This is a genomic window from Pseudolysobacter antarcticus, assembly GCF_004168365.1.
Taxonomy (GTDB): Bacteria; Pseudomonadota; Gammaproteobacteria; order Xanthomonadales; family Rhodanobacteraceae; genus Pseudolysobacter; species Pseudolysobacter antarcticus.
This window is the reverse complement of the sequence record NZ_CP035704.1, coordinates 3,478,307-3,504,407: the sequence shown is the minus strand read 5'-3', so window position 1 is coordinate 3,504,407 and position 26,101 is coordinate 3,478,307. Positions and strand designations below refer to the sequence as shown.

The following is a 26,101-nucleotide window of genomic DNA, read 5'->3' as shown; positions in this document are numbered from 1 at the left end:
CCATGGAAGCGAAAGCGATTTTACGTAGTGCTCGCATCTCGGCGCAAAAAGTGCGTCTGGTTTGTGATCAGGTTCGTGGCATGCCCGTTGGACATGCAACCAACCTGCTGACCTTCAGCAACAAGAAGGCAGCGCACCTCATCAAGAAACTGCTGTTGTCGGCGATCGCGAATGCCGAAAACAACCAGGGCGCTGATGTGGATGAATTGAAGGTGTCGAAGATCTTTGTTGATGAAGGTCCGACCATGAAGCGCATGCATGCTCGCGCCAAAGGCCGCGGTGCACGCATCTTGAAGCGTAGCAGCCACATCACTGTGGTCGTAGGTAGCTAAGGAAACGAACGATGGGTCATAAAGTTCATCCAACCGGAATTCGCCTTGGCATCTCCAAGGATTGGAATTCCAAATGGTTCGCCAACAAGGCCGACTACGCCAAGTATCTTGCCGCCGATCTGCGCGTGCGCGAGTTGCTGCGCAAGAAGTTGGCCCAGGCGGGTATTTCGAAGATTTTGATCGAGCGTCCGGCCAAGACTGCGCGTATCACCATTCACACGGCGCGTCCGGGTGTGGTGATCGGCAAGAAAGGCGAGGACATCGAGAAACTGCGCAAGGAAGTCTCGGCGGTGATGGGCGTTCCCGCTCACATCAACGTGGCTGAAGTGCGCAAGCCCGAGCTTGATGCACAGCTGGTTGCCGAGTCGATCGCGCAGCAGCTGGAGCGCCGCATCATGTTCCGGCGCGCGATGAAGCGTGCCGTGACAAATGCGATGCGCATCGGCGCACTCGGTATCAAGGTCAATGTGGGTGGGCGTTTGAACGGTGCGGAAATCGCACGTTCCGAATGGTACCGTGAAGGTCGCGTTCCGCTGCATACGTTGCGTGCGGATATCGACTACGGCACCGCCGAAGCGAAAACCACGTACGGCATCATCGGCATCAAGGTGTGGATCTACAAGGGCGAGATTTTCGACCTGCACGCCGCCAGTGTCGCCGAAGCGAAATCCGATCAGCGTGATACGCACCAGCGCGAGCCGCGTGAACCACGCGAACATCGTCAAGGCGCGAAGTAGGAGTTTGAGTCATGTTGCAACCTAATCGCACCAAATATCGCAAGATGCACAAAGGCCGCAACCATGGCCTGAGTTATGTTGCCAACAAGGTGAGCTTCGGCGAGTACGGCCTCAAGGCCATCACGCACGGGCATATCACCGCACGCCAGATCGAAGCAGCACGCCGTTGCGTGACACGTTTCGTCAAGCGCGGCGGCAAGCTCTGGATTCGCGTTTTCCCGGACAAGCCGATCAGCCGCAAGCCGATCGAAGTACGTATGGGTAACGGTAAGGGTAATGTGGAATTTTGGGTGGCAGTGATCCAGCCGGGTCGCATGCTGTATGAAATTGAAGGCGTTGACGAAAGCAGCGCGCGCGAGGCATTCCGCCTGGCCGCCGCCAAGCTTTCGGTGCAGACGCAGTTTGTTAGCCGAACGGTGCTGTGATGGAATTCAAAGAACTTAGCAAGAAATCTGCTGCGGATCTCAACACGCATCTTCTCGACCTGCGCAAAGAGCAGTTCAATCTGCGCATGCAGCGCGGTGCCGGGCAACAGACCCAGACGCATCAGTTCAAGCGCGTCCGGCGCGAGATTGCACAGATCAAGACGCTGCTCGTATCCGCGACAGCAGTTGACAAGAAATAAGGCGATTCGTGATGAGTGATAATCAGAAAGCACTGCACACGGTCGAAGGCCGCGTAGTCAGCAACAAGATGCAGAAGACCGTGACGGTGCTGCTCGAACGCCAGGTGCAGCACAAGCTGTACGGCAAGATCATCCGTCGCTCGACCAAGGTGCACGCCCATGATGAAAAGGGCGAGTGCCATGAAGGTGACGTCGTGCGTATCGCTGAGTGTGCACCGGTGTCGAAAACAAAAAACTGGCGCGTGGTTGAAATACTCACGCGCGCCGCGCAGTAACCGCTGGCTCGATATTTAGGAGTTTGCCATGATTCAAATGCAGACCACATTGGCCGCAGCGGATAATAGCGGTGCGCGAGAACTGATGTGCATCAAGGTGCTCGGCGGTTCCAAGCGTCGTTACGCCCACATTGGCGACATCATCAAGGTGTCGATCAAAGAAGCCATTCCGCGCGGTAAGGTAAAGAAAGGCGAAGTGTACGACGCTGTTGTCGTGCGCACTCGCAAGGGCGTTCGTCGTCCGGACGGATCGTTGATCCGCTTCGATGGCAACGCTGCCGTATTGCTGAACAACAAACTCGAGCCGATCGGCACACGTATTTTTGGACCGGTGACGCGCGAACTGCGTACCGAGAAGTTCATGAAGATCGTCTCGCTCGCGCCAGAAGTGTTGTAATCGTTCATATCCAGGGTTAAGCCATGAACCGTATTCGCAAAGGTGATCAGGTTGTCGTGATTACCGGAAAAAACAAAGGCCAGAAAGGTGAAGTGCTGCGCGTGGACGGTGATCGTCTCGTAGTGCAGAACATCAACCTGATTAAGCGCCACACGAAGCCGAATCCCCAGGCCAATCAGCCGGGCGGTATCGTCGAGCGTGAGGCTTCCATCCACATCTCCAACGTCATGCTATTCAACTCCGCAGCCAATAAAGGCGAACGCGTGGGTTTCAAGAAGCTCGACGACGGCCGCAAGGTGCGCGTTTTCCGTGCATCGGGCGAAGTAGTTGACGCGTAAGGAATATAGTCATGGTACGTCTGGAAAAATTCTACAAAGATGAAGTTGTGCCGAAGCTGATGGAGCGCTTTGGTTACGCCAATATCATGCAAGTGCCGCGCATCACCAAGGTCACGCTGAACATGGGCGTGGGCGAGGCGGTCGGCAACAAGAAGGTGCTCGATTTTGCACTCGCCGATATGGCCAAGATCGCCGGTCAGAAGCCGGTTTCGACGCTGGCGCGCAAGTCGATCGCAACCTTCAAGATTCGTGATGGCTGGCCGATCGGTTGCAAGGTTACCTTGCGTCGTAACCGCATGTACGAGTTCATTGATCGTCTCGTGAACATCGCCTTGCCGCGCGTCCGCGACTTCCGCGGTGTGAATGGTCGTGCGTTTGACGGCCGTGGCAACTACAATATGGGGATCAAGGAACAGATCATCTTTCCTGAGATCGATTTCGATCAGATCGACGCATTGCGCGGCATGGATATTTCCATCGCCACGACCGCAGCGACCGATGAGGAAGCCAAGGCATTGCTGGAAGCCTTCAGTTTCCCTTTCCGCAATTAATCACGCACCAATTCGCAACAGGATAAACCGGCTATGGCCAAGACAAGCATGGTGATGCGCGAAAAGAAGCGCACCAAACTGGTGGCAAAATTCGCCAGCAAACGCGCAGAACTGAAAGCAATCGTGATGAGCCCCAAGTCGTCCTACGAGGACAAGATGGCGGCGCAGACGAAGATCCAGAAACTTCCGCGTGACTCCAGTCCCGTTCGCCAGCGCAATCGCTGCGAGCTGACCGGCCGTTCGCGCGGCGTATACAGCAAGTTCGGTCTTGGCCGTCACAAGCTGCGCGAAGCCACGATGCGTGGTGACGTGCCCGGCTTGCGCAAAGCCAGCTGGTAAGGAAGGAATAGACTTATGAGCATGACAGATCCGATCGCCGATATGTTTACGCGCATTCGCAACGCCCAGGCTACGGCCAAAGTGGCAGTGCGCATGCCGTCGTCCAAGACCAAGGTAGCGATTGCCAAGGTACTCAAGGATGAAGGTTATATCCGCGATGCCCAGGTCACCAAGGCCGAAGGCAACAAGGCAGAGCTTGAAATTGCGCTCAAGTATTTTGATGGCAAGCCGGCCATTGACCATTTGCAACGCGTCAGCCGTTCCGGCCTGCGCCAGTATCGCGGCAAGGATGAATTGCCGAAGGTATTGGGCGGTCTGGGTATTTCGATCGTGACGACCTCGTCCGGGATCATGACGGACGCGCAAGCGCGTTTGAAGGGTCTCGGCGGCGAAATCATCGGCACCGTCGCCTAAGTTCGGAGAATATCCATGTCACGCGTAGCAAAGAAAGCGGTTGCACTCCCCAAAGGGGTTGAGTGCGCCGTCAAAGATAATTCGATCACCGTCAAAGGCCCGAAAGGCACGCTGAAACTGGCGATGCTTCCCGGTACCGGTGTGGTGGTCGAAAATGGCGAAGTCACATTTTCGACCAATGACGAAAACGGCAGCACCAAGATGGCCGGTACCACACGCGCCCTCGTATACAACATGGTGCATGGTGTCAGCCAAGGTTATGAGCGCAAGCTTGAGCTGGTCGGCGTCGGTTATCGTGCGACCATGGCCGGCAAGGATTTGAATCTGACCTTGGGTTTTTCCCACCCGGTTGTATTCAAGGCGCCGGAAGGAATCACTTTAGCGACTCCGACACAGACGGAAGTCATCATCCAGGGTTCTGACAAGCAGAGTGTTGGCCAGGTTGCTGCAAAGATCCGCGCTTTCCGCCCACCGGAGCCCTACAAGGGCAAGGGTGTGCGTTATGCCGGCGAGAAGATCACCCTGAAAGAAGCCAAGAAGGCGTAACGCGGTTTCTTCCGCAGGAGTTTGGTCATATTCGTGGCCAAACTTTTCAAATGCCGATCCGCTTCACGGAGACTGTTATGGAAAAGAACATCGCAAGACTGCGCCGCGCCAAGACCACGCGTGCGCACATTCGCAAGCTCAACGTCGCGCGCCTTACCGTGCATCGCACCGGTCAGCATTTGTACGCGCAGGTTATTTCTGCTTCGGGCGATACCGTGATTGCAGCGGCTTCGACTCTGCAGAAAGCTGTAACCGATGGCTTGAAAGGCACCAAGAACAAGGCCGCAGCGGCGGCTGTCGGCAAGGCGATTGCAGAGAAGGCTCGCGCAGCCGGCATCGAAGTCGTCGCGTTCGACCGTTCGGGCTTTCGTTATCACGGTCGCATTCAAGCGTTGGCAGATGCCGCGCGTGAAGGCGGTCTGAAGTTCTAAAATTTGTTCTAGGCAATACCCAGCTCTTCGGAGCTACACAACTCTAAGCGGCCAAGCCGTAAGCAACGTTGCCCATTGTGGCAAGCAAAGGAACGAAACATGTCAACGAACGAACGTGAAAGCGCCGATGGGCTGCTTGAGAAATTGATCGCCGTTAATCGTGTTGCCAAGACCGTCAAAGGCGGACGTCAGATGACGTTCACCGCATTGACCGTTGTCGGCGATGGCGATGGCAAGGTCGGTTTCGGTTACGGCAAGGCGAAAGAAGTCCCGGTTGCAATCCAGAAAGCGATGGAGCGTGCACGTCGCAATATGGCGCCGGTGCAATTGAATCAGGGCACCTTGTGGTACGCAGTCAAGGCCAACCACGGAGCGGCGCGTGTTTACATGCAGCCAGCGTCCGAAGGTACTGGCGTAATTGCCGGTGGTGCGATGCGTGCTGTACTGGAAGTGGTTGGGGTAAAGAACGTGTTGGCGAAAGCTGTCGGCTCGCGTAACCCGATCAATCTGGTTCGCGCAACCATCAAGGGCCTGAAGGCGATGAATTCGCCGCAGAGCATCGCCGCCAAGCGTGGCAAAACCGTGCAAGAGGTGATGGGTCATGGCTAAGACCAAGAAATCCGAACATAAGACCGTGCGCGTGCGTCTGGTAAAGAGCACCAATAGCTGCCAGGAGCGTCATCGTTTGAGCGTCAAGGCATTGGGTTTGCGCAAGCTGAACTCGGTGTCGGAACTCAAAGACAGTCCCTCCGTGCGCGGTTTGATCAACCAGGTTAGTTACCTGGTGCGTGTGGAAGAAAGCGCTTAAGCGCTGCTCGCAACGAATTCTGGAGTAATACATCATGCGTCTCAATACGCTCAAACCCGCTGTCGGTGCACGCAAAGATCGCGTACGTGTCGGTCGCGGTATCGGTTCCGGCCTTGGCAAAACTGCCGGTCGTGGCCACAAGGGTCAGTTCGCTCGCTCAGGTAAGGGCAAGGTCAAGCCGGGTTTTGAAGGCGGCCAGATGCCGTTGCAGCGTCGTTTGCCGAAGGTCGGCTTCCGCTCCAAGACCAAGCACGACGTGTGCGAAGTCTTGTTGTATCGGCTTGAAGCTCTCGATATTACCGTCATCGATTTTGCGACGCTGAAAGCGGCTGGCCTGATCGATAACCGTGCCGAAAGCGCCAAGATCGTCAAGAAGGGCGAGATTACTCGCGCGCTTACGGTAAGCGGCGTGGCAATCACGGCTGGCGCGAAGGCGGCGATTATTGCCGCCGGCGGCAGCGTGGAGTAAGGCGTGGCTACAGGGCAAGCAAATACGCTCGCCGGACTCGGTAAACTTACCGAGCTGAAGCAGCGCATCCTGTTCGTGATCGGTGCGTTGATCGTGTTTCGACTGGGTTCGTTCATCCCCGTGCCGGGAGTGAATTCCGAGGCGATGGCGAGTTTCATGCAGTCGGGCGGCGGTATCGTCGACATGTTCAACATGTTCTCGGGCGGTGCGCTGGCACGTTTTTCGATCTTTGCACTGTCCATCGTTCCTTATATTTCCGCGTCCATCATCGTGCAAATGCTTGGTTCGGTACTGCCGAGCTTTCAGGCCTTGCGCAAGGAAGGCGAGTCTGGGCGTCGCAAGCTCACGCAATACACTCGCTACGGCACGGTTTTTTTGTGTCTGTTCCAATCGTTTGGTGTAGCGACGGCCTTGCAGCATCAAGGTGCTGCTGGTGGTATTCCTGTGGTATTCAATCCCGGCATGGGATTTGTATTCACTGCAGTGATTGCTTTGACTGGCGGCACGATGTTCCTGATGTGGCTGGGTGAGCAAATTACCGAGCGTGGTATCGGCAACGGCATTTCGCTGCTGATCTTCGCGGGTATTGTCGCGGGCTTGCCGGCCGCGGTCGTGCACACGTTGACCATGGTACAAAATGGTGAATTGAATGCGTTCCAGGTTCTGCTGGTCGCGGCTCTAGTATTGTTGGTTACCGCGTTTGTGGTGTTTGTCGAACTTGGGCAGCGGCGAATTACGGTTAATTATGCAAGACGCCAAGGTGGCGGGCGTGCGTACATGAATCAGAGTTCGCATTTGCCGCTCAAGTTGAACATGGCAGGGGTTATTCCGGCAATCTTTGCATCCAGCCTGCTGCTGTTCCCGGCGACGGCTGCGAGCTGGTTTAGTAATGGCACCGACATACGCTGGCTGCAAACGTTGACGGCGTCGATGTCTCCGGGCCAGCCGCTGCACATGTTGTTGTACGCGACCTTGATTACGGTCTTCGCGTTTTTCTATACGGCGCTCGTATTCAACTCGAATGAGACTGCCGAGAATCTGAAGAAGTCTGGTGCGCTGATTCCGGGTATTCGTCCGGGTAAGTCCACTGCCGAGTACATCGATGCCGTGTTGACTCGCTTGACCTGCGCTGGTGCGATTTACCTGGTCATCGTTTGCTTGGTGCCGGAAGTCATGCGCTCGGCGTGGAATGTACCTTTCTACTTTGGCGGTACATCGCTATTGATCGTGGTTGTAGTGGTGATGGATTTCACCGCGCAGGTGCAGGCCCATCTAGTGTCGCACCAATACGAAGGCTTGCTGAAAAAGGCAAATCTCAAGGGATATGGTCGCAGTGGCTCGGTTCGCTGAGCTACAGCACCGCAAATTTGTATTCGAATCGGGTGTTCGCAACAAAGTCGTAATCTAGGCTTTCAGTTTCGGACAATCCAAGGTATAATTGGAAGTTCACTGCGCTTTAGGGCGTTATCGGAGATATCTACATGGCGCGCATTGCAGGTGTCAACCTGCCGGTTCAGAAACATGTCTGGGTCGGTCTGCAAAGCATTTTCGGCATTGGCCGCACGCGATCCAAGAAGGTTTGCGTTTCTGCTGGTGTCAATCCGGCGACTAAAATCAAGTCGCTGACTGAGTCTGAAGTCGATAAGTTGCGCCAGGAAGTGGCGAAGTTCACTGTTGAAGGTGATCTGCGTCGCGAAGTTGGCATGAGCATCAAGCGCCTGCTGGATCTGGGCTGCTATCGTGGTCTGCGTCATCGCCGCGGCTTGCCGATGCGTGGCCAGCGTACCCGCACCAACGCTCGCACCCGCAAGGGTCCGCGTCGCGCCATCAAGAAATAAGGCAAATACCCGACTATGAATAAGCCGGTTGCTGCAAAGACCAAAAAGAAAGTCAAACGTATCGTGACCGACGGTATCTGCCATGTGCAGGCATCGTTCAACAATACAGTGGTGACTATTACTGATCGTCAGGGCAATGCCTTGTCATGGGCTACTGCGGGTGGCGCGGGTTTCCGCGGTTCACGCAAGAGCACGCCTTTCGCAGCGCAAGTCGCAGCGGAAAAAGCAGGCAAGGCAGCTCAGGAATACGGCCTGAAATCGCTGGAAGTACGCATCAAGGGCCCTGGTCCTGGTCGTGAATCCGCGGTGCGCTCGCTGAATGCGATCGGTTACAAGATCACCAATATCCTGGACGTGACGCCAATTCCGCATAACGGATGTCGTCCGCCCAAGCGTCGCCGCGTGTAAGGAGAAGCGACCATGGCACGTTATATCGGTCCCACCTGTAAGCTCGCCCGTCGTGAAGGCGCCGATCTGAGCCTCAAGAGCCCAGCTCGCGCACTCGATTCGAAGTGCAAGCTCGAAACCAAGCCCGGCCAGCACGGCGCGAACAAGCGCGCCCGTCTGTCGGACTACGCAGTTCAGCTGCGTGAGAAACAGAAAGTCAAGCGCATCTACGGTTTGCTTGAACGTCAGTTCCGCAACTATTACGCCAAGGCTTCAAATCTCAAGGGTAATACCGGCGAGAATTTGCTTCGCTTGCTTGAGTGTCGCCTCGACAACGTTGTCTACCGCATGGGGTTTGCAGTTACCCGCGCGCAGGCACGTCAGTTGGTCGCGCACAAATCGATTGAAGTCAATGGCAAGAAGGTCAATCTGCCTTCTTACCAGATCAAACCAGGTGATCTGGTCGCGGTCGTGGAGAAGTCGCGCAGTCAGTTGCGCATCCAGGAAGCGCTGACCTTGTCGCAGGAAATGGATCTGATTCCAGCATGGGTCGAGACGGACGCGAAGAAATTCAGCGGCACGTTCAAGGCGCATCCGGAACGCAGCGATCTTCCGAGCGACATCAACGAAAACCTGATCATCGAATTGTATTCCAAGTAAGCCAAAGCCCGGCTGGTCCGGGCTTGCTGCAACGTAATGCAAGGATGTGTTATCCGCCAGAGTTCCCTCTGGCCGAAGCATCCACCCAGTTTCTAGTTTTTTATCCGGAGCGTGGTTCATGGCAGCGTCGCCAACAACCGTACTGCGCGCGCGTGACATTCACGTCGAGCGTATCGGCGCAAATCGCGCCAAAGTTATCGTGGAGCCGCTTGAGCGTGGCTTCGGTCACACCTTGGGCAACGCCCTGAGGCGTGTTCTGCTGTCGTCCATTCCTGGCGCGGCTATCATCGAAGTCGAAATCGATGGCGTGTTGCACGAGTACACGACACTCGAAGGTCTGCAGGAAGATGTCATTGAAGTCTTGCTCAACCTGAAAGACGTCGCGATTCGCATGCACGGTCAGGATGAGGCAAATCTCACCCTGAGCCGTAAAGGCAAGGGCGTCGTCACCGCTGGCGACATCAAGGTCGATCACAATGTCGAGATCATCAATCCTGACCACGTCATCTGCCATTTGACCAAAGACATCACGCTGAGCATGCGCCTGCGCATCACGCGTGGCGTCGGCTACCAGCCGGCTACCAGCCGTCGTCGTCCGGATGAAGAAGCGCATCCTATCGGTCGTCTGCAGCTCGATGCCTCGTTCTGCCCGGTTCGCCGTGTTGCTTACGAAGTGGAAAGCGCGCGTGTCGAACAGCGTACCGATCTCGACAAGCTGGTTCTCGACGTTGAAACCAACGGCACGATCGATGCCGAAGCAGCAGTACGTAAAGCCGCTGAAATTCTGCAGGATCAGCTATCCGTGTTTGGTGACTTCACGCGTCGCGAAAGCGAAGGTGCAGCAACTGACAAGGCGGGCGTGGATCCGGTGTTGTTGCGTCCGATCGATGATCTCGAGTTGACAGTGCGTTCGGCCAACTGCCTCAAGGCCGAGAGCATCTATTACATCGGTGATCTGGTTCAGCGCACGGAAGTCGAATTGTTGAAGACGCCCAACCTGGGCAAGAAGTCGCTTACCGAAATCAAGGACGTGTTGCATACACGTGGCTTGTCCCTCGGTATGAAGCTGGAGAACTGGCCGCCGGCCAATCTGCAGCACGGCTTGCAGATGCTGTAACACGAAACAAGAACAGGACACACGACCATGCGCCACCAGAAATCCGGACGCAAACTCAATCGCACCAGCAGTCATCGCGAAGCCATGTTCAAGAACATGGCCGCCTCGCTGTTCAAGCATGAGCTGATCCGCACCACCCTGCCCAAGGCGAAAGAACTGCGCCGTATCGCCGAACCGTTGATCACGCTGGCCAAGACCGATGGCGTTGCCAATCGTCGTCTCGCGTTTGCGCGTCTGCGCGACAAGGTTGCCGTTGGCAAGCTGTTTGTAGAAATCGGCCCACGTTACCGCGAGCGTCCCGGTGGTTATCTGCGTATCCTCAAGTGCGGTTTCCGCGTTGGCGATGCCGCACCGATGGCCTACGTCGAACTCGTGGATCGCCCGCAGGTTGCAGCTGAAGGCGCCGAAGCCGCCGAATAAGCGGATTCAAGCGTGACAAGACTGCGGCCCTGGTCGGGAAACTGACCGGGGCCGTTGCTTTATGGGAATTCTGAATTTCGAGATTTGGGCATTTCGCTCACACTCTGGCGTAGTTACGATTCTGTTGGTCGCATGAGCGAGAACGGCAATGCATAATTGCGGTCTGTCGTGAGTCCCGTTTAATCAGTGAGATAAGCCCATGTTCAACCCGTTCCTCTGGTCGTTTCGCACCCAGTTCATTGCGGGTTTTCTCGTTTGCGCGGCTTTGCTCGCCTACGCTTTGTATTCGCAGTATCAGTTGAACGTCGATCCGTGTCCGTTATGCATTTTTCAGCGCATCGCGTTCATAGCCATGGGTGTTTTTTTCCTGATCGGTGCGCTGCATGGCCCCACCGGCGCGGGTCGCCGAGTCTATGCATCGCTTGTGCTGTTGGCGGGGCTCGCTGGTATTGCCATTGCTACGCGCCATTTGTGGCTGCAGCATTTGCCCAAGGATCAAGTGCCGGATTGTGGCCCGGGACTGAGTTACATGCTCGACGCGTTTCCGATCGGCAAGACGCTCAAGATGGTGTTTACCGGATCAGGCGAATGCGCGGAAATCAACTGGACGCTATTGGGCCTGTCAATGCCGGGCTGGACGTTAATCAGTTACGTTATGCTGAGCCTTGGCGCATTGTGGGCGGGGTTCCGCCGACAGTGGCGTTATTGATCGTAAAACACGCCTACTTGCGTAGCGTGCGTACTGTGGCATTATACGGTTCATAACGCAGTGCAGCATGAACTGAGCGCAATGAGAACCAGCATGAAGTCCGTCGAACGCAATATCACTCCCGTCCGCGAAGCCATCAATTGGACGCCCGCTTCGTGGCAGGGCAAACCGGCGATCCAGCAGCCCGCGTATGACGATCAGGCAGAGCTTGGCCGTGCCCTAGCGCAACTCAGCGAGCTGCCGCCGCTGGTCACGTCATGGGAGGTGCTCGCGCTCAAACGCAAGCTTGCCGATGCGGCCGAGGGGCGCTGTTTCATGCTGCAAGGTGGCGACTGTGCCGAGAGTTTTGCCGACTGCAATTCCGCACTGATTTCCAATCGCCTGAAAGTATTGTTGCAGATGAGTCTGGTGCTGGTGCACGGACTCAAGTTGCCGGTCGTCAGGGTCGGGCGTTTCGCAGGTCAATACGCCAAACCGCGTTCGACCGATATGGAAACGCGCGACGGTGTCACGCTGCCGAGTTATCGCGGCGATATCGTCAATAGCGCAGAGTTCACGGCCGCGGCACGTCGCGCTGATCCGCAGCGCCTGATCGAAGGCCACGCCAAATCGGCGATGACGATGAATTTTGTGCGTGCGTTGATCGACGGCGGATTCGCCGATCTGCACCACCCGGAGTATTGGGATCTGGAGTGGGTCGCCCACTCGCCGCTCGCGGTTGAATATCGGCGCATGGTTGAATCAATCGGTGATTCGCTTCGCTTCATGGAAACGCTCGCCGGCGAGCCGATCGGCAGTTATGGTCGCGTTGATTTCTACACCTCGCACGAAGCATTGGTGCTGCATTACGAACAGGCACAAACGCGCCAGGTGCCGCGTCAGTGGGGCTGGTTCAACCTGTCGACGCACTTTCCGTGGATAGGTATGCGCACCGCCGACATGGATGGCGCGCATCTGGAATATTGCCGTGGAATTCGCAATCCGATCGGCGTCAAAGTGGGGCCATCGGTCAAGCCCGATCAATTGCTGCGTGTGATCGATGCACTGAATCCGGACAACGAGCCTGGTCGCCTCACGCTGATTCATCGCATGGGCGCCAGCAAGATTCAGGAACATCTGCCGGTCTTGCTGGAGACGGTGAAAAATGCCGGCCGCAAGGTTTTGTGGATCAGCGATCCGATGCATGGCAATGGCGAATCGCTGGCCAACGGCATCAAGACCCGACGCTTCGAAAACATCCGTGCCGAACTCGATCACGCCTTCGATATTCACGCTGCTGCCGGCACGCGCCTCGGCGGTGTGCATTTGGAATTGACCGGCGAGAACGTCACCGAATGTTTGGGCGGCGCGCGCGATCTGACCGAAACCGATCTCGAACGCGCGTACAAATCCAGCGTCGATCCACGGTTGAACTACGAACAGTCGCTGGAAATCGCGATGTTGATCGTGCGCAAACGCGGTAGCGGACTGCCGGCGCCACGCGAGTAAAAGCTGCAGGCGATCAAATCAGAAAATCATGATAACAAGGGAAAAAATGAAAGCAGTATTCAAGGCAATCGCATTGGCCGGCATCGCAAGCTTCGCCGTTTTCGGCCAAGCCGTTGCCGCTACGACGCCACATAAAACACCTGCCGCTCACTCCACTGCACAGAAGGCAACTCCACACGCCACGGTTGCAAAAAAGCACACCGCGACCACCCACACCGCGACCACCCACACCGCGACCCACGCTGCCAGCACGACACACCACACCGTGGCATCGACTCATCGTGGCACAACAGCAGCGCACGCCAAGACAACCCACGCGACGCAGCACACGGTTGCCTCGGCCAAACGCACGCATGCTCGGGCTACGCCAGCGCACAAAACCGTAAAAGCCAAGAGCTAACGCTGCAACCCGCGCAAGTAGCATCAAGTTCTGCTGCGCCGAGCTGCATACAGCCAGATCCAAAGTCGTGACGAAACAGCACTCACCGCGCCTGTAGTGAGTGTTGGACCTGCCGTCCAAATTGTCATCGACGCAGCGGCGCCCCATATAGTCCGGCACACCTCATCCCGCGCTATAGCGGCGTAAACTCGCCGCTTGCCGATGGTTTTCCATGCGAGGATTTGCGATGTCGAAATATCATTTTCGCCAACTATTTCGATCAAGCTGGCTAGTTGTGCTGCTCATATTGGCGACGGCGCTCGCCCACGCACAGCCTGCACCACCTAGTGCGCTCGAGGGATTGCAGTGGCGCCTGGTCGGCCCGTTTCGCGCAGGTTGGAGCACGATGGCGGTCGGCATTCCTGATCAGCCGGATACTTTTTTGTTCGCTGCAGCCGACGGCGGTGTCTGGAAAACCACGGATGCAGGCCAGACCTGGCAGCCGATTTTCGACGAGCAACCGGACGCCTCGATCGGTGCGCTCGCCATAGCACCGTCGAATGCGCAAATAATCTATGTCGGCACCGGTCAACCTGAGCCGCGCTACGACATCGCTGCCGGCAACGGCATGTACAAATCTGGCGATGGCGGTAAAACCTGGCAGCATATCGGTCTCGAAGCGACGCGGCATATTGGCGCGATAATGATCGATCCGAAAAATCCCGACGTCGTAATCGTTGCCGCGCTCGGGCATATCTTCGGCTCGAATCCCGAACGTGGAATTTTTCGCAGCAGCGACGGCGGCAAAACTTGGCAGCACACACTCGCGATCGATGCCGATACTGGCGTAGTCGATCTGGCCGCCGATCCGGCCGACGCAAAAGCCATTTACGCCTCAGCCTGGCAAGCGCGCAATTATCCATGGCTCAGTTATTTCACGCCAATCAGCGGCAGCCATAGCGGCATCTACAAATCCGGCGATGGCGGTTTGAGCTGGACACGACTCGGTGGCAACGGTTGGCCGGATGGCAAGCTCGGTCGCATCGGCCTCGCGGTTACGCACACGGCCAGCGGTGTGCGCATTTATGCATCGGTGGATGGCGGCGCAAAAGGTGGCTTGTATCGTTCCGACGACGGCGGTGCGAACTGGCAATATATCAATCCGACCAAGGCGTTCGCGAGCTGGTATTCGTCGCGCTTGACGGTCGCGCCGAACGACCCCGATACCGTGTACACGGTCGGCCAGTCGATTCGGCGTTCCGCCGATGCCGGCAAGACTTTCGAGATCATCAAAGGCGCGCCGGGTGGCGATGATTACCACTACGTCTGGATCAATCCGCAGCATCCCGAGCGCATCGTCACGGCCAGCGATCAGGGTACGGTAGTCAGTATCAACGGCGGTAAAAGTTGGAGCAGCTGGTACAACCAGCCGACCGGGCAGTTCTACCATCTTGCTGCCGACAACCGTTTTCCATACTGGATTTATTCCGGCCAGCAGGATAGCGGCACGGTCGCGATCTCGAGTCGCAGCGATTATGGCGCGCTGAGTTTTCGCGATTGGCATCCGGTTGGTGCCGATGAGCGCGATTACGATCTGCCCGATCCGCTCGATCCGAACATAGTCTATGGCAGCGGTTTGGGTGGCCATTTGACGCGCTGGGATGCGCGCACCGGCGTCAGCCAGAACATCACGCCGTGGCCGGTATCGAGTTATGGCAAACGCGCTACCGACGTCAAATATCGCTACACATGGATCACACCGATCGCGCTGTCGGCGAAACCGCCGTACGCCTTGTATCAAGGCGCGCAGGTGCTGTTTCGCAGCCTCGATCAAGGCCGTCATTGGCAAACCATCAGTCCGGATTTGTCGGCGAAATCCAGCAGCGACAAAAAGTGCGCGCAAGGCGATCTGAATTTGCCGGATGCACGTCGCTGCGGTTTCGGCTTGATCTACACGATCGCGCCATCGCCGCGCGACAACGATGAAATCTGGATCGGCACCGACGATGGCCGAATCCAACTCACCCGCGATGGTGGCAAACAATGGTCCGCGATTACGCCACCGCACTTGCCGAGCTGGGCGCAGGTCAGCAGCATCGATGCCTCGGCGCTGCAAGCCGGCACGGCTTACGCAGCAGCGGACGATCATCGAGAGGACAGTTTTATTCCGCATGTTTATCGCACGCATGACTATGGCAAAACCTGGGACGAAGTCACGCACGGATTGCTGTCGAATCGGTTTGTCAGCGTCGTGCGCGCCGATCCCGTGCGTGCGGGGTTGTTGTATGCCGGCACCGAGAATGGCGTATTTGTTTCGTTCGACGATGGCGACAACTGGCAGCCGCTGCAACACGGTTTGCCGCACACCTGGGTGCGCGATTTGTTGGTGCATGGCAACGATCTGATTGCCGCGACGCAAGGGCGCGCCATCTGGACGCTTGATGATGTCAGCGCCTTGCGTCAGCTTGATCCAGCCGCGACGCAGACGCGTTTGTTTCATCCCGCGCCGGCGTATCGGTTGCGTGCGAATCAGAACGCCGATACGCCGTTGCCGCCGGAGACTCCGCTCGGCAGTAATCCGCCCGAAGGCGCTGTGATCGATTATTCGCTCGCCGCGAATGCACATGCACCGATCGTGCTGGAGGTTCGCGATAGCGCCGGGAAAATTCTGCGTTATTTCGCCAGCGATAAACCGGAAAGCACGCCGGCAGTCGCGCGTTATTTCGATGCGCAATGGATCGCGCCGCCGGCACAACTTGCGACCGCCGCTGGGTTGCATCGGTTTGTCTGGGATCTGCGCTACGCGCGGCCGCAAGCCATCCAATATGGCTACAGCATCGCTGCGACGTGGGGAAAAAGTGCACCGATCACGCCGCAGGGAACGCTGGTCCTGCCGGGCGATTACGACATCGTGATGCGCGTTGATGGTCAGGAATATCATGCGCCGTTGAAAGTGGTGGCTGATCCGCGTGTCGAGATTGATGCGGAGGCGTTGAAACAATCGGTGGAATTTTCGACCGTGTTATCCGCAATGCTAAAGCGCGATTTCATCGGCAATGGCGAAATCAGCGCCGTGCGCAAACAAATCGGCGCACAAAAAAACAAGCTTGCTGCGAGCCGGAAAAATACTGCTGCGACCAACGCGCTGAATGTATTCGATAGCAAGGCTGCGGCATTGATCAACAGCGCCGGTGAGGGCGCAGTCAACCTTGCAGCGATTGGTGAAGTACTGGTCGGCATCACCAACGATATCGAAAATACCGATCGAGGGCCGACTGAACCACAACGTCAGGCGCTGCAAACGTACGACGATTTGTTGAGCAAAACGCTGCGCCAATGGCAGGTATTGAAGGATCACGATTTGATCGCGCTGAACGCTTTATTGCGTGCTGCGAATCTGAGTGAAATCGTGTTGCCGAACGAAGATCAGATCGCGCCTGAATCGGATGACGGCGGTCAGGATTTACCCTGAGCGCAAAAAATAAAATGACCCAACAAAAACCTAGTGCTTGAATCGCACCAGCACGCGTTGCCCGATGCGCAGATCCTTGTCCTGCAATAACAGCACACATTCGACATCGCGTTCGTCCGGGCGCGCCTCCGGATCGTCGCCGTGTTTGCTCGGTCCGAATATTGCGCCGATCCGCACGACGCGCGCGTTGTAGGTTTTGCTGTCGTCGCCGTCGCGCACGATTTCGGCTTGCATGTCGGGATGCACTTTGTCGACAAATGCCTCGTTGAGTTCGGCGCGCACGATCAGTGAACGATCCGGCAGCAACTGGAATAATTCGGTGGCGGATTGCGCCAATACGCTGTCGCCAACATGCACATTGCGACGCACGATGCGTCCGGCGGATGGCGCCCGCAAGGTGCGGCGCTCGGCTTCATAACGCGCGTTTTCCAGATGCTTCGCAGCGACTGCGGCGGTTGCTTCGGCGGCGTTGATTTCTGCCGTGAGTAACGTGGCTTCGCTCTTCGCATCGTCCGCGGCTTGGCCGGTAGCGGCGCCTTCTTTCGCTGCATCAAGCAGGCGTTGTGCACGTTGTCTGGCGCTGGGCAATTTTGCCTGCAGCACTTTGGTTTGTGCGCTGGCCTGATCGAGTTCAGCCTGGGCGATGCCGACCGCGATCTGTGCCTGGCGTTCGTCCATCACGGCCAAAATCTGACCGGCGGTAACGCTATCGCCGTCTTCGACATTAACCTGCTTGATCACACCATCACGTTCGGCCGTGATGCGAATCAGTCCGCCTTCAACATCGACCGAGCCACGCGCCATCGCGATATATGGGCTCGCTGGCGGCGGTGTTGCGGCGTGGGCTTGCCCGGCATGATCGGCGCTCGAACACGCGCTCAGGCACACCGCAAGCAGCATGGCGAGTCCGCCGATGAATCTGGATAACGTCATTTTGAATGTGCCTCGTGCAATGCTGGCGCGCCGGTAAGAACGCTGTTGCGCAGATCGGAAAGTATCTTGCCGTCCTCCATTTTCAGCACGCGATCCGAGTATGCGATCAGGCGTGGATCGTGGCTCACGCACAACACGGTGGTGGCGTGGATACGCGCAATATGATGCAGCATATCGATCACCAGCGTGCCGTTTTCGGCATCGAGCGCGCTGGTCGGTTCATCGACGAACAGCAGTTCGGGTTCCTTCGCCAGCGCACGCGCAATGGCGACGCGTTGTTTCTCGCCGCCGGACAATTCGATCGGACGCAAACGACTGCGACTCGACAAGCCGACTTCATCGAGCGTCGCCATCGCCCGCGCCCGCGCTTTTGCCAGCGGCATGCCGAGATAACCGAGCGGCAACATCACTTGTTCTAGTGCCGTGAGTGCCGGAAAAAGATTGAAGCCCTGAAACACGAAACCGGTATGGCGCAGACGAAAGCGTTCCATCGCGGTCGGCGACAAACGCCAGAGGTCTTCGCCGAGCGCTTGCACACGTCCCGAATCCGGGCGCAGCAGTCCGCTGAGAATCGCCAGCAGCGTGCTTTTGCCGCAGCCCGACGGGCCGGAAATCAGAGTCAGCTCACTCGCGGCGATGCTGATCGAAAGTCCGCGTAATACATCGCTGCGCACTCTTCCCGACAGGAACGATTTGTGTAGTGCTTCCGCTTCGATAGTGAGCGTGGTCATCGCGATATTAACGCAGCAACGTTGCCGGATCAGCGTGGCGCAACGCGCGTACCGCCATCAAGCCGGAGACCAGCGCGATGCCCATCACCAGTACGCCGCACGCGAGTACGGTCAGCGCATCCAGATCGACAGGCACATCCTGCTGTCGCGCCAGTGCGATGATCAGCGCACTCAGCGCACCGCCGATTAGCAGGCCGATCGTGCCGACCCAGCTCGCTTGTTCAAGCACGACATTGCGCAAGCGCCGAAAGCTCACGCCGAGTGCGTGCAGCGTGGCGTATTCGCGCACCGAGCCAGCCACGGCTGACATCAAGGTCTGGCTGGTGATCACCGCGCCGACCAGAAATACCACGACGGCGAGAAACAGGAACCCGAGGCCGGCGCCGGTTTCAAACATCCAGTAACGCACCGCGCGTTGGGCAAATTCGTCGCGTGTCCACACGGCAAAACGTTTCGTGCCGACCTCGCTGCTCAAGCGCATACGCGTGGCTTCGGTGCTGAGCGGATCGTTCAGCCGTACGACGTAATACGCGACCTTGCCGCTCGCCGCGGTATCGCTGTCGAGGCGACGTGCGGTTGCCAGCGAGGTGACGATATTCACGCCGCCGAGCGCGCGCAACCCGGCGGCGACACCAACAATGCGCACGCGCTGGCGATTGATCGTGGCGTTGTCGCCGACATTGAGGCCGAGCTTGTCGAGATCGGCGCGGTCCACGATCACGCCGCCGGGTTCGAGCAGGCGCTGGCGCAATTCACCGCTCAGCGCGGACGCAAACATCAGACCGTCGGCGCGTGGATCGATGCCCGAGATGAAGACCGAAACACCGCCGCGACTTGCCGGGCCGCGCCAGTCGCCATCCAGCCACTGGAACGGTTCAACCTGTGCGACGTTGCTGTCCATGCGTAACAGCATTTCGGTTTCGCTCGAAATCGGGCGTCCGAGTTCGATACTTTGCGTGCCTGGATAACCGACCCAAAGATCCCCCTGCGAAGCGCGAATATAGACACTCGCGCTGTTGAAAATTCCGAAAATAAGCGCCGCCTGCATCAGCAGCAACAAACCGGAAAACGCCACGGCCAATGCTGCCGGAAGAAATCGCCGCCATTCGTAAATCAGGGTCTTACGGGCGAGGGCGACGATCATTGCTCGGCATCCGGCGCAGGTAATGGCGCGCCGCCGAGCGCCTTGTACAACAGGATGAAGGCGAGGCTGTGTGCTTCCTGCGCCTGCGACAATTGCAGTTTCGCCTGGAGCAAAGCGCTGGCCGAATCCGCACGGTTAATCCCATCGGCTAGGCCGAGGCGCAGCGCGGCCTGCATGCTCGCATCAGATTGTTCCAATGCGGCGATCGTGATCTGTTCCTGAGCTACGCGCTGGCGCAGTCGCTCATTCAATGCCAGCGCGTTTTCGGTTTCCGCGATGCCTTCCAGAATCGCCTGACGATACGCCAGCAGCGACGCCGCCAATTCGTCTTCGCGCGCGTGCAAAGCGGCACGGCGCTGGCCCCAGTCGAACAACGGAATATCGATGCTCGGGCCGATCGAAAAAATCCCGTCGACGTCACCGACATGCTTGCCGCCTTCAATGAACGAATAGGTCAAAAGCCCATGCAACGTTAGCTTCGGAAAAAGATCAGCCCACGCCAGCCCACGCTCGCCGGCACTTTTCAGCACGGCCTGTTCTGCGCGTTTGATTTCCGGACGAGTGCGCAGCAGATCGGCAGGAGTCTGCTCGATCCGCAAATCGCGCAAGGTCGGCGGCGTCGCTACGATCGATAGCGCTGGATCGGGTTCGGTTTGTGCCAGCAACACAGCGAGTTGATGTTGTGCTTGGGTGATCGCCGATTGTGGGTCGATCAGCATGCTCTGCGCTTGCGACAACTCGGCTTCGGCACGATGCAGCTCGGTCGTGGTGGCCAGTTGTTGTTGCACGCGGGTCTGCGTGAGCTTCAGTTTTTGCTGCAGCATTTGTACGATCTGGTCGAGCAGTAAAAATCGTTGTTGTGCCGAACGCATGCTCACGTAAATCCGCGCTACTTCGGCCACCAGCGAAACGCGCGCGGCTTGGCGATCCGCTTCGGCCAGTCCGATATCGCCTTTGGCAACTTCATTGCTGTGATGCGACAACCCGAACAGGCCGATTTCCCAGGCCACGTCCGGTCCTGCCTGAATATAGCTGGCGGTACCGGTGGGATTGGGTATGGCGATGGTATGAACGCTGAGATTCGGCAGGAAACTCGCCTGAGTGCGCCACGCCAGTTCGCGTGCAGCGTGCACTCGGTAGCCGGCTTGCGCGAGCGTGAGGTTGTCGCGCAGCGCGAGGTCTACCAAACGATCCAGCTCCGCATCGTTGAACGCGCGCCACCAGCTACGGAAATCCGGGGCTGGGCCGAGGTTGGTATCGGCTTGGTGCAGATTGCGCCACGAAGGCGGAATGTCGTGCGTTTGCTCCGCCGGCCTGACCGGCGCTTCCCCGCAGCCAGCGATGACGACAAGAAATGCCAGTGTCGTCAAAGCGCGGATCAAGCAATGCCACATGGCGCTGCGGCCGCACGATTTTCGAGCATGCGCTTGTTCCTGGTCGGGTTCGGCAAAATGCACAGGCGACAACCGCAGTGAGGTGGACTCGAGTGAGCGATAACTTCGCCAGAACGCGCGATAATTATCCACTGCATTCTACGCAATCGAAATGCTGAAAAACATTACAGCAGGAAATGCCGGCAGGATTCGTTCAGCTGGAAAAGCCCATGCATTTTCTTCCTCGAATCGAAAAAGTCTTGCGTACAAATGATCACACGGATTTCGTGAAACGCACTCGTACCAATAAGCCATGTTCGGGCATCGCGTCTTCGAGTTCGATCGACGCACCATGTTGCAAGACGATGTTCTTGACGATCGCCAGCCCCAGGCCGCTACCGGTGGTGCGTGTGCCGGGTGAGCGATAAAAACGATCGAAGATACGTTCGCGTTCGTCGACCGCAATACCCGGGCCGTTGTCGCTGATTTCGAGTATCGCTTGCGCATCGGCATGACGCACGATGACGTCGACGCGGCCATGCTCGGGCGTGTAACGAATCGCGTTATCGACGAGGTTGCAGATCATCACGCCGAGTGCTTCGGCCTCGCCCTGGATCGGCGCGGATTCGCCGCTTATGCCGATGTCGATATCGCGGGCCGCGGCCAGTGGTGCGAGTTCCGCCACGCCGCTGCGCGCGAGTGCGAGCAAGTCCAGCGATTGCCACGCGGGGTGCTCGCGTTCCTGTTCGTGCCGCGCCAGCGCGAGCAGTTGCGTGACGAGATGCGTGGCGCGATCCAGGCCTTGGCGAAAATCCGCGTAGGCCAGTGCACGCTCGTCGTTGTTCTCGGCACGCTCGACCAATTGCGATTGAATACGGATCGCGGTCAGCGGCGTGCGCAGTTCGTGTGCGGCATCGGCGACGAAACTGCGCAGCCCGTGCAGCGCGCGACTCAATCGAATCAGCAGATCGTTGATCGCAAGCACCAGCGGTTGCACTTCGATCGGTATGTTCGCACTGGGCAATGGATTCAGCACGCTTGCTGTGCGCTGGCGCACTGCCGATGCGACGTGTGTGAGCGGACGCAAACCGCGGCCGACGGTGAACCAGATCAACAACCCGAGCACCGGCAGCAACAACAACAGCGGCATGATCGTACGCAATGCCGCGTCGGCCGCGAGCACACGACGCTCTTCCAGCGACTGCGCTACCTGGATGTAGTGGCCATGATTGTAGGCGCGATAGACGCGCCATTTTCCCGAGGGTAACGTGACGGTGGAATAGCCGAGATCCGGCACCCGTGGCAGTGAGTCGATGAGCTGCGATGAATAACTTAGCTTGCCATCATCGTCATGAAACTGGACAACAAAATCTTGTTCCATGTCGGAATTCGACGGATGTGCTCCAACACCGCCGGAGAGGTCAATATCCGGCACTGCCAAAGCAAAATCGAACAGTTCGTCGATTTCCGTGCGCGCCACGTAATAGATGCATAACGCGACCGCGAGACAACCAATGGCAAGACCTGTGAGCAGACGCGTCAGCAGCTGATGCCGGATCGATTTCATGTCACGTGAGTGGCCATGTAGCCGAGGCCGCGTATGGTCTTGATGAGGCCGGTTCCGAGTTTTTTGCGCAGGCCGTGCACATACACTTCGATGAGGTTGCTCTCGACCCCCTCGGTGCCGCCGTAGAGTCGCTCTTCGAGCTGCGCACGCGTGAGCACCAGTCCGGGCTGTTCGATCAGAATGCGCAGCAAATCGAATTCGCGCGGTGTGAGTTCGACCGGCTCACCGTCGAGCGTGACGCGACGCGTGCGTTCGTAGAGCGCGATGTTGGCGAACTGGATATCGGATTCACTTCTGCCGCTGGCGCGTCGCAACAATGCGCGAACGCGTGCACTGAGTTCGCCAAGTTCGAACGGTTTTACCAGGTAATCGTCGGCGCCGACATCGAGCCCCTGAATGCGGTCGGAAACGGCGTCGCGTGCGGTGATCACGAGCACCGGCATGATCTTGCCGGTGCGACGTACTTCGGCCAGCAGTTCCAGCCCGTCCATGCCCGGAAGGCCGAGATCGAGCAGCAGCAAATCGTACGAATTTTTTTCGAGCGCCAGCTTGGCAGCGATGCCGTCTTCGATCCATTCAACCGTGAATCCGTCTTGGTGCAGCCCCTTCTGGATGCCGGCACCGATCATTCGATCATCTTCAACTAACAGCAATCGCATGTCCGCAGTCCTGTATCGCGCTTTTTTAGGTCGGTTATCTTTGCACGTGACGTGGCGCGGGACAAATCGCGTGCGCCGCATCAAGTTGGCTGCGGGAAAATATCACGAAGAAACCGGGCCGAGCAGAAAGTCGGTGTACTGGAAACGACCGTCGCGCAGCACATTTTCGCCACGTTGCAAATGCAACCGCTGGCGGAAACATGGTCCGGCGTAACTCAAGGTATGGAACTCACCATTTTCGCCACATGGATCGACGCCAGCCGGGAATTCGGCGAGCAGTGCCGGATCGAAGTCGCGACCGCTGAAATCTGCCGCCAGTTGCGTGGTATCGACGCAGGTCAGCACAGCGCGATGCCCGGCGGCATGAAATCGGCGCGCGAGAATATCGGTGGGTTCGTGCCAGAGCGGAAGCACCGCATGCCAGTCCAGGCGCTGCAACAATGTCTCGCGCCAGCTGCGCACGTCAGTCAGAAAAAGATCACCGAATGCGATGTGATTCAAATCAGGAGTAATTGCGCGCGCGGTATCCAGCGATGCGGCGAACGCGGTTTCGTAAGCCGCATTGCTTGCAGGATATTCCAGCTCGGATTCGATCAGCGGCAAACCCAGCGCGGCAGCTTGCGCACGCAACACATCACGACGAATGCCGTGCATTGCAACGCGATCGAATTGGGTCGTGATCGTGGTCAGCAGGCCCACAACGCGCCATTGCGGATCATTGAGCAGACGATCGAGCGCCATCAGGCAATCCTTGCCGCCACTCCACGCCACAAGAATTGGTTTTTTCATTGCGGCATTTTAGCAAACGCGGCTTGGTGCGCGCAGTGCGAGCACGGTGACAACGCCGTGCTCGCAGAGAACGTGCGCTACGGCAGGCTCAGCAACAACGCGCGCACTAGTTGCGTGCACTGTTTGCTATCGCGCGGATCGACGCACATCGCTGGCGCATTGATGCCGCATTGGCGCATGCCGCTGCGCACGTCGTGCAGCGAGAAATCGGGCGCGATGTCGGTTTTCGAAATGCCGATCACAAATTGCAGATTGGAGTTGATGCCCGCCAGCGACGAAAGCCAGTGAACACAATCGTCATGCAACGATGTCGAGGTCGCGTCCAGCAGCACGATCACGCCGAGTGCACCGTTGGCGATGATCGGGCGCATGAAGTCGAAATGATCCTGACCCGGAATACCATACAGATGAATGCTGTCGTCATCGTCGATGCGGATCGTGCTGTAATCGAACGCGACCGTGGTAGTGGATTTCTCCAGCGTCGCGCCCGAGCTCAGCGGAACCTCGGTGGAAACCGGTGCGACATCCGACAATGCGCGAATCGCGGTAGTCTTGCCCGCGCCTACGGGACCGGCAAACAGCAACTTGATCGGGCCATCAAGCATTGCCGTTTTCCGCACCGAAAGAAAGATTGAAACGTCGCGCGAGCCGGGAAAACAAAGAGCCGGAAATTTTTTCCGCGAGCCGGACGGATTCTTGTTCGGGTGCTGCAATGGCGTCAGACATCAGCAAACCGCTCGTACGCATTGCCCAGCAGAATGCATTGGCGCGGATCACATCGACGTTGCAACGTCGTGCGAGATCGGCGACCGACAAGCTGGATCGTGTCAGCGCGGACGAAAGCCGCAATGCACTGGTATCGTCGGTGAGGATGCCCATGTCCGGCCAAGTCGGTATCCGATAGCGAGTGTCGCCGAGCATAGGCAGATCCTGCTCCACGGCTTCGCAGGCATCAATCAGAAACGCGTCGAGACTGCGCGTGATTGCCGAGTGCGCCGGCATCGCCTTGTCGCTGGTGATGGCCTGCGCAGTCCAAGTACCGCTGAGCAACCGTGAGCGCGCCGCGGCGAGATCGCTGTGCGAATTTGCCATGACGCGCGACGCTTCAAAACGAATGAGGATGGAGAACGGCCCACTTTTGGCCAGCAAATCACCTTTGCGATTATCGTGATCCACGCATAACTTGAGCAGGCCGCCGACGCTCGATTCGCCCGATCCATTTTCTGCTGGCGCGGCGGTAGGCTGAATGATTTCCTTGATGCGACGCGACAGTTCGGCGATCTGCGCCGTAGCAAGCACGACCGGTATTGCATCGGCGCTGGATGTTGACGATGCCGAGATCGCCAGCAGCGGATCTTTGCGTCGCTGCGTGAGCGACACGGCCGAGCGGCCATAGGCATCGTCGATATCAGCAATCACGATGTCTCGGCGTGTGCCATCCCACGGCAGGATGCGTGCCTTGATGCCAGAAGCCGCGAGCAGGTCGATCGCCATGCCGACGCGGCGCTCGATATTGCTTTCCAGTCCGACCAACGAAACCGTAATTTGTTGAGCCATAAATAGTCATCGACAAGTTCCTGCGAGCGCACTCGATCACAGGTGTTGATTGCACAATCCAGTCAACCGAAGTCACGCCAGCTACAAGAGCTGTCGTCAGGAATAGTTTTTCGGGGCGGCATTATTTGCGCGCAGCCAGGACGGGCTGCCTTGCAGGAAAACAGATATCAGTCACCACAAATGAACGATCCATCCGTGGATCGTTACCGCGTTGTTGCCGGCTTGCTCAGGAAAAATCGAGCGAGCCCTCAAACGATTTCAATTCGTGACGTGCCATCGCGAGGTTTGCCTTGGATCGATCCAAGACGAGATAAAGAAATACTTTCTGGTTCGCTTCGAGCGGACGCAGCAGGTGATATTGCTTGTGCAGCGTGATCAGCAGATCTTCGATGGTGTCGTTCAACTTCAGCATCTGCGCAACCTTGCGCTTGGCTTTCAAAACCTCGGCATTGCCTGCGCTGGCGAGATCGAGATCGATTCCAGTGCCGTCCTTCGCCATCGCCATGCCGCTGTCGCCGTCGACCAGCGCGGAGGCGACGTATCCGTCGATTTGTTTCAAGCCCTCAAGAGATATTTTTGCCATGTTGGTTCACATTCCTGGAATATTTCATTCGAC

Annotated in this window: 35 protein-coding genes; 25 read left to right on the top strand and 10 right to left on the bottom strand. The window is 57.6% G+C overall.

Features of this window, described 5'->3' with window-relative positions:
- Positions 1-2 precede the first annotated feature (2 nt).
- The 25 genes from rplV to ELE36_RS14910 all read left to right on the top strand — a co-directional run bounded on the left by rplV (position 3) and on the right by ELE36_RS14910 (position 16,732).
- Entirely contained in the window at positions 3-332 is a 330-nt protein-coding gene (gene rplV, locus ELE36_RS15030; RefSeq protein ID WP_207215792.1) for a 50S ribosomal protein L22, read from the top strand.
- 11 nt (positions 333-343) lie between these two features.
- Positions 344-1,069: a 30S ribosomal protein S3 gene (gene rpsC, locus ELE36_RS15025; RefSeq protein ID WP_129834691.1), complete on the top strand. Its 726-nt coding sequence runs from the start codon at positions 344-346 to the stop codon at positions 1,067-1,069.
- 11 nt (positions 1,070-1,080) lie between these two features.
- Entirely contained in the window at positions 1,081-1,494 is a 414-nt protein-coding gene (gene rplP / locus ELE36_RS15020) for a 50S ribosomal protein L16 (RefSeq protein ID WP_129834689.1), read from the top strand.
- Positions 1,494-1,694, top strand: a complete 201-nt coding sequence (gene rpmC / locus ELE36_RS15015; protein ID WP_129834687.1) for a 50S ribosomal protein L29 — start codon at positions 1,494-1,496, stop codon at positions 1,692-1,694. Before rplP ends, rpmC begins: the two co-directional genes overlap by 1 nt.
- Before the next feature lie 11 nt (positions 1,695-1,705).
- Positions 1,706-1,969 (top strand): 30S ribosomal protein S17, encoded by a 264-nt coding sequence (gene rpsQ, locus ELE36_RS15010; RefSeq protein ID WP_129834685.1) that lies wholly within the window; start codon positions 1,706-1,708, stop codon positions 1,967-1,969.
- Between the two features lie 28 nt (positions 1,970-1,997).
- Positions 1,998-2,366, top strand: a complete 369-nt coding sequence (gene rplN / locus ELE36_RS15005) for a 50S ribosomal protein L14 (protein WP_129834683.1) — start codon at positions 1,998-2,000, stop codon at positions 2,364-2,366.
- A 23-nt stretch (positions 2,367-2,389) separates the two neighbouring features.
- Positions 2,390-2,704 (top strand): 50S ribosomal protein L24, encoded by a 315-nt coding sequence (gene rplX, locus ELE36_RS15000; RefSeq protein WP_129834681.1) that lies wholly within the window; start codon positions 2,390-2,392, stop codon positions 2,702-2,704.
- An 11-nt stretch (positions 2,705-2,715) separates the two neighbouring features.
- Positions 2,716-3,255 (top strand): 50S ribosomal protein L5, encoded by a 540-nt coding sequence (gene rplE, locus ELE36_RS14995; protein ID WP_129834679.1) that lies wholly within the window; start codon positions 2,716-2,718, stop codon positions 3,253-3,255.
- A 33-nt stretch (positions 3,256-3,288) separates the two neighbouring features.
- Positions 3,289-3,594 carry a 30S ribosomal protein S14 gene (gene rpsN / locus ELE36_RS14990; protein ID WP_129834677.1) on the top strand — a complete coding sequence of 102 codons (306 nt, stop codon included), beginning with the start codon at positions 3,289-3,291 and terminating at the stop codon, positions 3,592-3,594.
- A gap of 15 nt (positions 3,595-3,609) precedes the next feature.
- Positions 3,610-4,008 (top strand): 30S ribosomal protein S8, encoded by a 399-nt coding sequence (rpsH, locus tag ELE36_RS14985; RefSeq protein WP_129834675.1) that lies wholly within the window; start codon positions 3,610-3,612, stop codon positions 4,006-4,008.
- Positions 4,009-4,023: 15 nt separating this feature from the next.
- Positions 4,024-4,554 (top strand): 50S ribosomal protein L6, encoded by a 531-nt coding sequence (gene rplF, locus ELE36_RS14980; RefSeq protein ID WP_129834673.1) that lies wholly within the window; start codon positions 4,024-4,026, stop codon positions 4,552-4,554.
- Between the two features lie 77 nt (positions 4,555-4,631).
- Positions 4,632-4,985, top strand: coding sequence for a 50S ribosomal protein L18 (rplR, locus tag ELE36_RS14975; RefSeq protein ID WP_129834671.1), 354 nt, complete (start codon positions 4,632-4,634; stop codon positions 4,983-4,985).
- Between the two features lie 99 nt (positions 4,986-5,084).
- Positions 5,085-5,594 (top strand): 30S ribosomal protein S5, encoded by a 510-nt coding sequence (gene rpsE, locus ELE36_RS14970; protein ID WP_129834669.1) that lies wholly within the window; start codon positions 5,085-5,087, stop codon positions 5,592-5,594.
- Entirely contained in the window at positions 5,587-5,793 is a 207-nt protein-coding gene (rpmD, locus tag ELE36_RS14965; protein ID WP_129834667.1) for a 50S ribosomal protein L30, read from the top strand. Before rpsE ends, rpmD begins: the two co-directional genes overlap by 8 nt.
- A gap of 34 nt (positions 5,794-5,827) precedes the next feature.
- Positions 5,828-6,262 (top strand): 50S ribosomal protein L15, encoded by a 435-nt coding sequence (gene rplO / locus ELE36_RS14960; RefSeq protein WP_129834665.1) that lies wholly within the window; start codon positions 5,828-5,830, stop codon positions 6,260-6,262.
- A gap of 3 nt (positions 6,263-6,265) precedes the next feature.
- Entirely contained in the window at positions 6,266-7,612 is a 1,347-nt protein-coding gene (gene secY / locus ELE36_RS14955) for a preprotein translocase subunit SecY (RefSeq protein ID WP_129834663.1), read from the top strand.
- Positions 7,613-7,743: 131 nt separating this feature from the next.
- Positions 7,744-8,100, top strand: coding sequence for a 30S ribosomal protein S13 (gene rpsM, locus ELE36_RS14950; protein WP_129834661.1), 357 nt, complete (start codon positions 7,744-7,746; stop codon positions 8,098-8,100).
- A 15-nt stretch (positions 8,101-8,115) separates the two neighbouring features.
- Positions 8,116-8,508: a 30S ribosomal protein S11 gene (gene rpsK / locus ELE36_RS14945; protein ID WP_129834659.1), complete on the top strand. Its 393-nt coding sequence runs from the start codon at positions 8,116-8,118 to the stop codon at positions 8,506-8,508.
- A gap of 12 nt (positions 8,509-8,520) precedes the next feature.
- On the top strand, positions 8,521-9,147 hold the full coding sequence (rpsD, locus tag ELE36_RS14940) for a 30S ribosomal protein S4 (RefSeq protein ID WP_129834657.1): 627 nt from the start codon (positions 8,521-8,523) through the stop codon (positions 9,145-9,147).
- A 118-nt stretch (positions 9,148-9,265) separates the two neighbouring features.
- Positions 9,266-10,264 (top strand): DNA-directed RNA polymerase subunit alpha, encoded by a 999-nt coding sequence (locus tag ELE36_RS14935; RefSeq protein ID WP_129834655.1) that lies wholly within the window; start codon positions 9,266-9,268, stop codon positions 10,262-10,264.
- 27 nt (positions 10,265-10,291) lie between these two features.
- On the top strand, positions 10,292-10,684 hold the full coding sequence (gene rplQ / locus ELE36_RS14930) for a 50S ribosomal protein L17 (RefSeq protein ID WP_129834653.1): 393 nt from the start codon (positions 10,292-10,294) through the stop codon (positions 10,682-10,684).
- A gap of 199 nt (positions 10,685-10,883) precedes the next feature.
- Positions 10,884-11,393 carry a disulfide bond formation protein B gene (locus ELE36_RS14925; RefSeq protein ID WP_129834651.1) on the top strand — a complete coding sequence of 170 codons (510 nt, stop codon included), beginning with the start codon at positions 10,884-10,886 and terminating at the stop codon, positions 11,391-11,393.
- Between the two features lie 93 nt (positions 11,394-11,486).
- Positions 11,487-12,881 (top strand): class II 3-deoxy-7-phosphoheptulonate synthase, encoded by a 1,395-nt coding sequence (locus ELE36_RS14920; RefSeq protein WP_129834649.1) that lies wholly within the window; start codon positions 11,487-11,489, stop codon positions 12,879-12,881.
- 46 nt (positions 12,882-12,927) lie between these two features.
- A complete protein-coding gene (locus ELE36_RS14915; RefSeq protein WP_129834647.1) occupies positions 12,928-13,281 on the top strand; it encodes a hypothetical protein in 354 nt (117 codons plus the stop codon).
- A 226-nt stretch (positions 13,282-13,507) separates the two neighbouring features.
- A complete protein-coding gene (locus ELE36_RS14910) occupies positions 13,508-16,732 on the top strand; it encodes a WD40/YVTN/BNR-like repeat-containing protein (protein WP_165371631.1) in 3,225 nt (1,074 codons plus the stop codon).
- Between the two features lie 30 nt (positions 16,733-16,762).
- On the opposite strand, the gene ELE36_RS14905 is transcribed toward ELE36_RS14910, so the two are convergent.
- The 10 genes from ELE36_RS14905 to ELE36_RS14860 form a co-directional block, all read right to left on the bottom strand.
- A complete protein-coding gene (locus ELE36_RS14905) occupies positions 16,763-17,665 on the bottom strand; it encodes an efflux RND transporter periplasmic adaptor subunit (RefSeq protein WP_129834643.1) in 903 nt (300 codons plus the stop codon).
- The gene (locus ELE36_RS14900) at positions 17,662-18,396 is read right to left on the bottom strand and encodes an ABC transporter ATP-binding protein (protein ID WP_129834641.1); all 735 of its coding nucleotides are present in this window, start codon (positions 18,394-18,396) and stop codon (positions 17,662-17,664) included. Before ELE36_RS14900 ends, ELE36_RS14905 begins: the two co-directional genes overlap by 4 nt.
- Before the next feature lie 7 nt (positions 18,397-18,403).
- Positions 18,404-19,537 (bottom strand): ABC transporter permease, encoded by a 1,134-nt coding sequence (locus ELE36_RS14895; protein WP_129836913.1) that lies wholly within the window; start codon positions 19,535-19,537, stop codon positions 18,404-18,406.
- Complete coding sequence (locus tag ELE36_RS14890; RefSeq protein ID WP_129834639.1) at positions 19,537-20,934, bottom strand: efflux transporter outer membrane subunit; 1,398 nt, start codon at positions 20,932-20,934, stop codon at positions 19,537-19,539. Before ELE36_RS14890 ends, ELE36_RS14895 begins: the two co-directional genes overlap by 1 nt.
- Before the next feature lie 253 nt (positions 20,935-21,187).
- The gene (locus ELE36_RS14885; protein ID WP_129834637.1) at positions 21,188-22,480 is read right to left on the bottom strand and encodes an ATP-binding protein; all 1,293 of its coding nucleotides are present in this window, start codon (positions 22,478-22,480) and stop codon (positions 21,188-21,190) included.
- Positions 22,477-23,139 carry a response regulator gene (locus tag ELE36_RS14880; protein ID WP_129834635.1) on the bottom strand — a complete coding sequence of 221 codons (663 nt, stop codon included), beginning with the start codon at positions 23,137-23,139 and terminating at the stop codon, positions 22,477-22,479. The genes ELE36_RS14885 and ELE36_RS14880 overlap by 4 nt, the downstream gene beginning before the upstream one ends.
- A 102-nt stretch (positions 23,140-23,241) precedes the next feature.
- Positions 23,242-23,928, bottom strand: coding sequence for a Dph6-related ATP pyrophosphatase (locus tag ELE36_RS14875; RefSeq protein WP_129834633.1), 687 nt, complete (start codon positions 23,926-23,928; stop codon positions 23,242-23,244).
- 77 nt (positions 23,929-24,005) lie between these two features.
- A complete protein-coding gene (locus tag ELE36_RS14870) occupies positions 24,006-24,533 on the bottom strand; it encodes a GTP-binding protein (RefSeq protein ID WP_129834631.1) in 528 nt (175 codons plus the stop codon).
- Positions 24,526-25,485 carry a hypothetical protein gene (locus tag ELE36_RS14865; RefSeq protein ID WP_129834629.1) on the bottom strand — a complete coding sequence of 320 codons (960 nt, stop codon included), beginning with the start codon at positions 25,483-25,485 and terminating at the stop codon, positions 24,526-24,528. Before ELE36_RS14865 ends, ELE36_RS14870 begins: the two co-directional genes overlap by 8 nt.
- 226 nt (positions 25,486-25,711) lie before the next feature.
- Positions 25,712-26,068 (bottom strand): roadblock/LC7 domain-containing protein, encoded by a 357-nt coding sequence (locus ELE36_RS14860; protein ID WP_129834627.1) that lies wholly within the window; start codon positions 26,066-26,068, stop codon positions 25,712-25,714.
- Between the last annotated feature and the right edge of the window lie 33 nt (positions 26,069-26,101).

Excerpts from the sequence above, each read along its gene's own strand:
- rplV (WP_207215792.1), top strand. The coding sequence starts at position 3 with ATGGAAGCGAAAGCGATTTTACGTAGTGCTCGCATCTCGGCGCAAAAA.
- rpsC (WP_129834691.1), top strand. The coding sequence starts at position 344 with ATGGGTCATAAAGTTCATCCAACCGGAATTCGCCTTGGCATCTCCAAG.
- rplP (WP_129834689.1), top strand. The coding sequence starts at position 1,081 with ATGTTGCAACCTAATCGCACCAAATATCGCAAGATGCACAAAGGCCGC.
- rpmC (WP_129834687.1), top strand. The coding sequence starts at position 1,494 with ATGGAATTCAAAGAACTTAGCAAGAAATCTGCTGCGGATCTCAACACG.
- rpsQ (WP_129834685.1), top strand. The coding sequence starts at position 1,706 with ATGAGTGATAATCAGAAAGCACTGCACACGGTCGAAGGCCGCGTAGTC.
- rplN (WP_129834683.1), top strand. The coding sequence starts at position 1,998 with ATGATTCAAATGCAGACCACATTGGCCGCAGCGGATAATAGCGGTGCG.
- rplX (WP_129834681.1), top strand. The coding sequence starts at position 2,390 with ATGAACCGTATTCGCAAAGGTGATCAGGTTGTCGTGATTACCGGAAAA.
- rplE (WP_129834679.1), top strand. The coding sequence starts at position 2,716 with ATGGTACGTCTGGAAAAATTCTACAAAGATGAAGTTGTGCCGAAGCTG.
- rpsN (WP_129834677.1), top strand. The coding sequence starts at position 3,289 with ATGGCCAAGACAAGCATGGTGATGCGCGAAAAGAAGCGCACCAAACTG.
- rpsH (WP_129834675.1), top strand. The coding sequence starts at position 3,610 with ATGAGCATGACAGATCCGATCGCCGATATGTTTACGCGCATTCGCAAC.
- rplF (WP_129834673.1), top strand. The coding sequence starts at position 4,024 with ATGTCACGCGTAGCAAAGAAAGCGGTTGCACTCCCCAAAGGGGTTGAG.
- rplR (WP_129834671.1), top strand. The coding sequence starts at position 4,632 with ATGGAAAAGAACATCGCAAGACTGCGCCGCGCCAAGACCACGCGTGCG.
- rpsE (WP_129834669.1), top strand. The coding sequence starts at position 5,085 with ATGTCAACGAACGAACGTGAAAGCGCCGATGGGCTGCTTGAGAAATTG.
- rpmD (WP_129834667.1), top strand. The coding sequence starts at position 5,587 with ATGGCTAAGACCAAGAAATCCGAACATAAGACCGTGCGCGTGCGTCTG.
- rplO (WP_129834665.1), top strand. The coding sequence starts at position 5,828 with ATGCGTCTCAATACGCTCAAACCCGCTGTCGGTGCACGCAAAGATCGC.
- rpsM (WP_129834661.1), top strand. The coding sequence starts at position 7,744 with ATGGCGCGCATTGCAGGTGTCAACCTGCCGGTTCAGAAACATGTCTGG.
- rpsK (WP_129834659.1), top strand. The coding sequence starts at position 8,116 with ATGAATAAGCCGGTTGCTGCAAAGACCAAAAAGAAAGTCAAACGTATC.
- rpsD (WP_129834657.1), top strand. The coding sequence starts at position 8,521 with ATGGCACGTTATATCGGTCCCACCTGTAAGCTCGCCCGTCGTGAAGGC.
- ELE36_RS14935 (WP_129834655.1), top strand. The coding sequence starts at position 9,266 with ATGGCAGCGTCGCCAACAACCGTACTGCGCGCGCGTGACATTCACGTC.
- rplQ (WP_129834653.1), top strand. The coding sequence starts at position 10,292 with ATGCGCCACCAGAAATCCGGACGCAAACTCAATCGCACCAGCAGTCAT.
- ELE36_RS14925 (WP_129834651.1), top strand. The coding sequence starts at position 10,884 with ATGTTCAACCCGTTCCTCTGGTCGTTTCGCACCCAGTTCATTGCGGGT.
- ELE36_RS14920 (WP_129834649.1), top strand. The coding sequence starts at position 11,487 with ATGAAGTCCGTCGAACGCAATATCACTCCCGTCCGCGAAGCCATCAAT.
- ELE36_RS14915 (WP_129834647.1), top strand. The coding sequence starts at position 12,928 with ATGAAAGCAGTATTCAAGGCAATCGCATTGGCCGGCATCGCAAGCTTC.
- ELE36_RS14910 (WP_165371631.1), top strand. The coding sequence starts at position 13,508 with ATGTCGAAATATCATTTTCGCCAACTATTTCGATCAAGCTGGCTAGTT.
- ELE36_RS14905 (WP_129834643.1), bottom strand. The coding sequence starts at position 17,665 with ATGACGTTATCCAGATTCATCGGCGGACTCGCCATGCTGCTTGCGGTG.
- ELE36_RS14900 (WP_129834641.1), bottom strand. The coding sequence starts at position 18,396 with ATGACCACGCTCACTATCGAAGCGGAAGCACTACACAAATCGTTCCTG.
- ELE36_RS14890 (WP_129834639.1), bottom strand. The coding sequence starts at position 20,934 with ATGTGGCATTGCTTGATCCGCGCTTTGACGACACTGGCATTTCTTGTC.
- ELE36_RS14885 (WP_129834637.1), bottom strand. The coding sequence starts at position 22,480 with ATGAAATCGATCCGGCATCAGCTGCTGACGCGTCTGCTCACAGGTCTT.
- ELE36_RS14880 (WP_129834635.1), bottom strand. The coding sequence starts at position 23,139 with ATGCGATTGCTGTTAGTTGAAGATGATCGAATGATCGGTGCCGGCATC.
- ELE36_RS14875 (WP_129834633.1), bottom strand. The coding sequence starts at position 23,928 with ATGAAAAAACCAATTCTTGTGGCGTGGAGTGGCGGCAAGGATTGCCTG.
- ELE36_RS14870 (WP_129834631.1), bottom strand. The coding sequence starts at position 24,533 with ATGCTTGATGGCCCGATCAAGTTGCTGTTTGCCGGTCCCGTAGGCGCG.
- ELE36_RS14865 (WP_129834629.1), bottom strand. The coding sequence starts at position 25,485 with ATGGCTCAACAAATTACGGTTTCGTTGGTCGGACTGGAAAGCAATATC.
- ELE36_RS14860 (WP_129834627.1), bottom strand. The coding sequence starts at position 26,068 with ATGGCAAAAATATCTCTTGAGGGCTTGAAACAAATCGACGGATACGTC.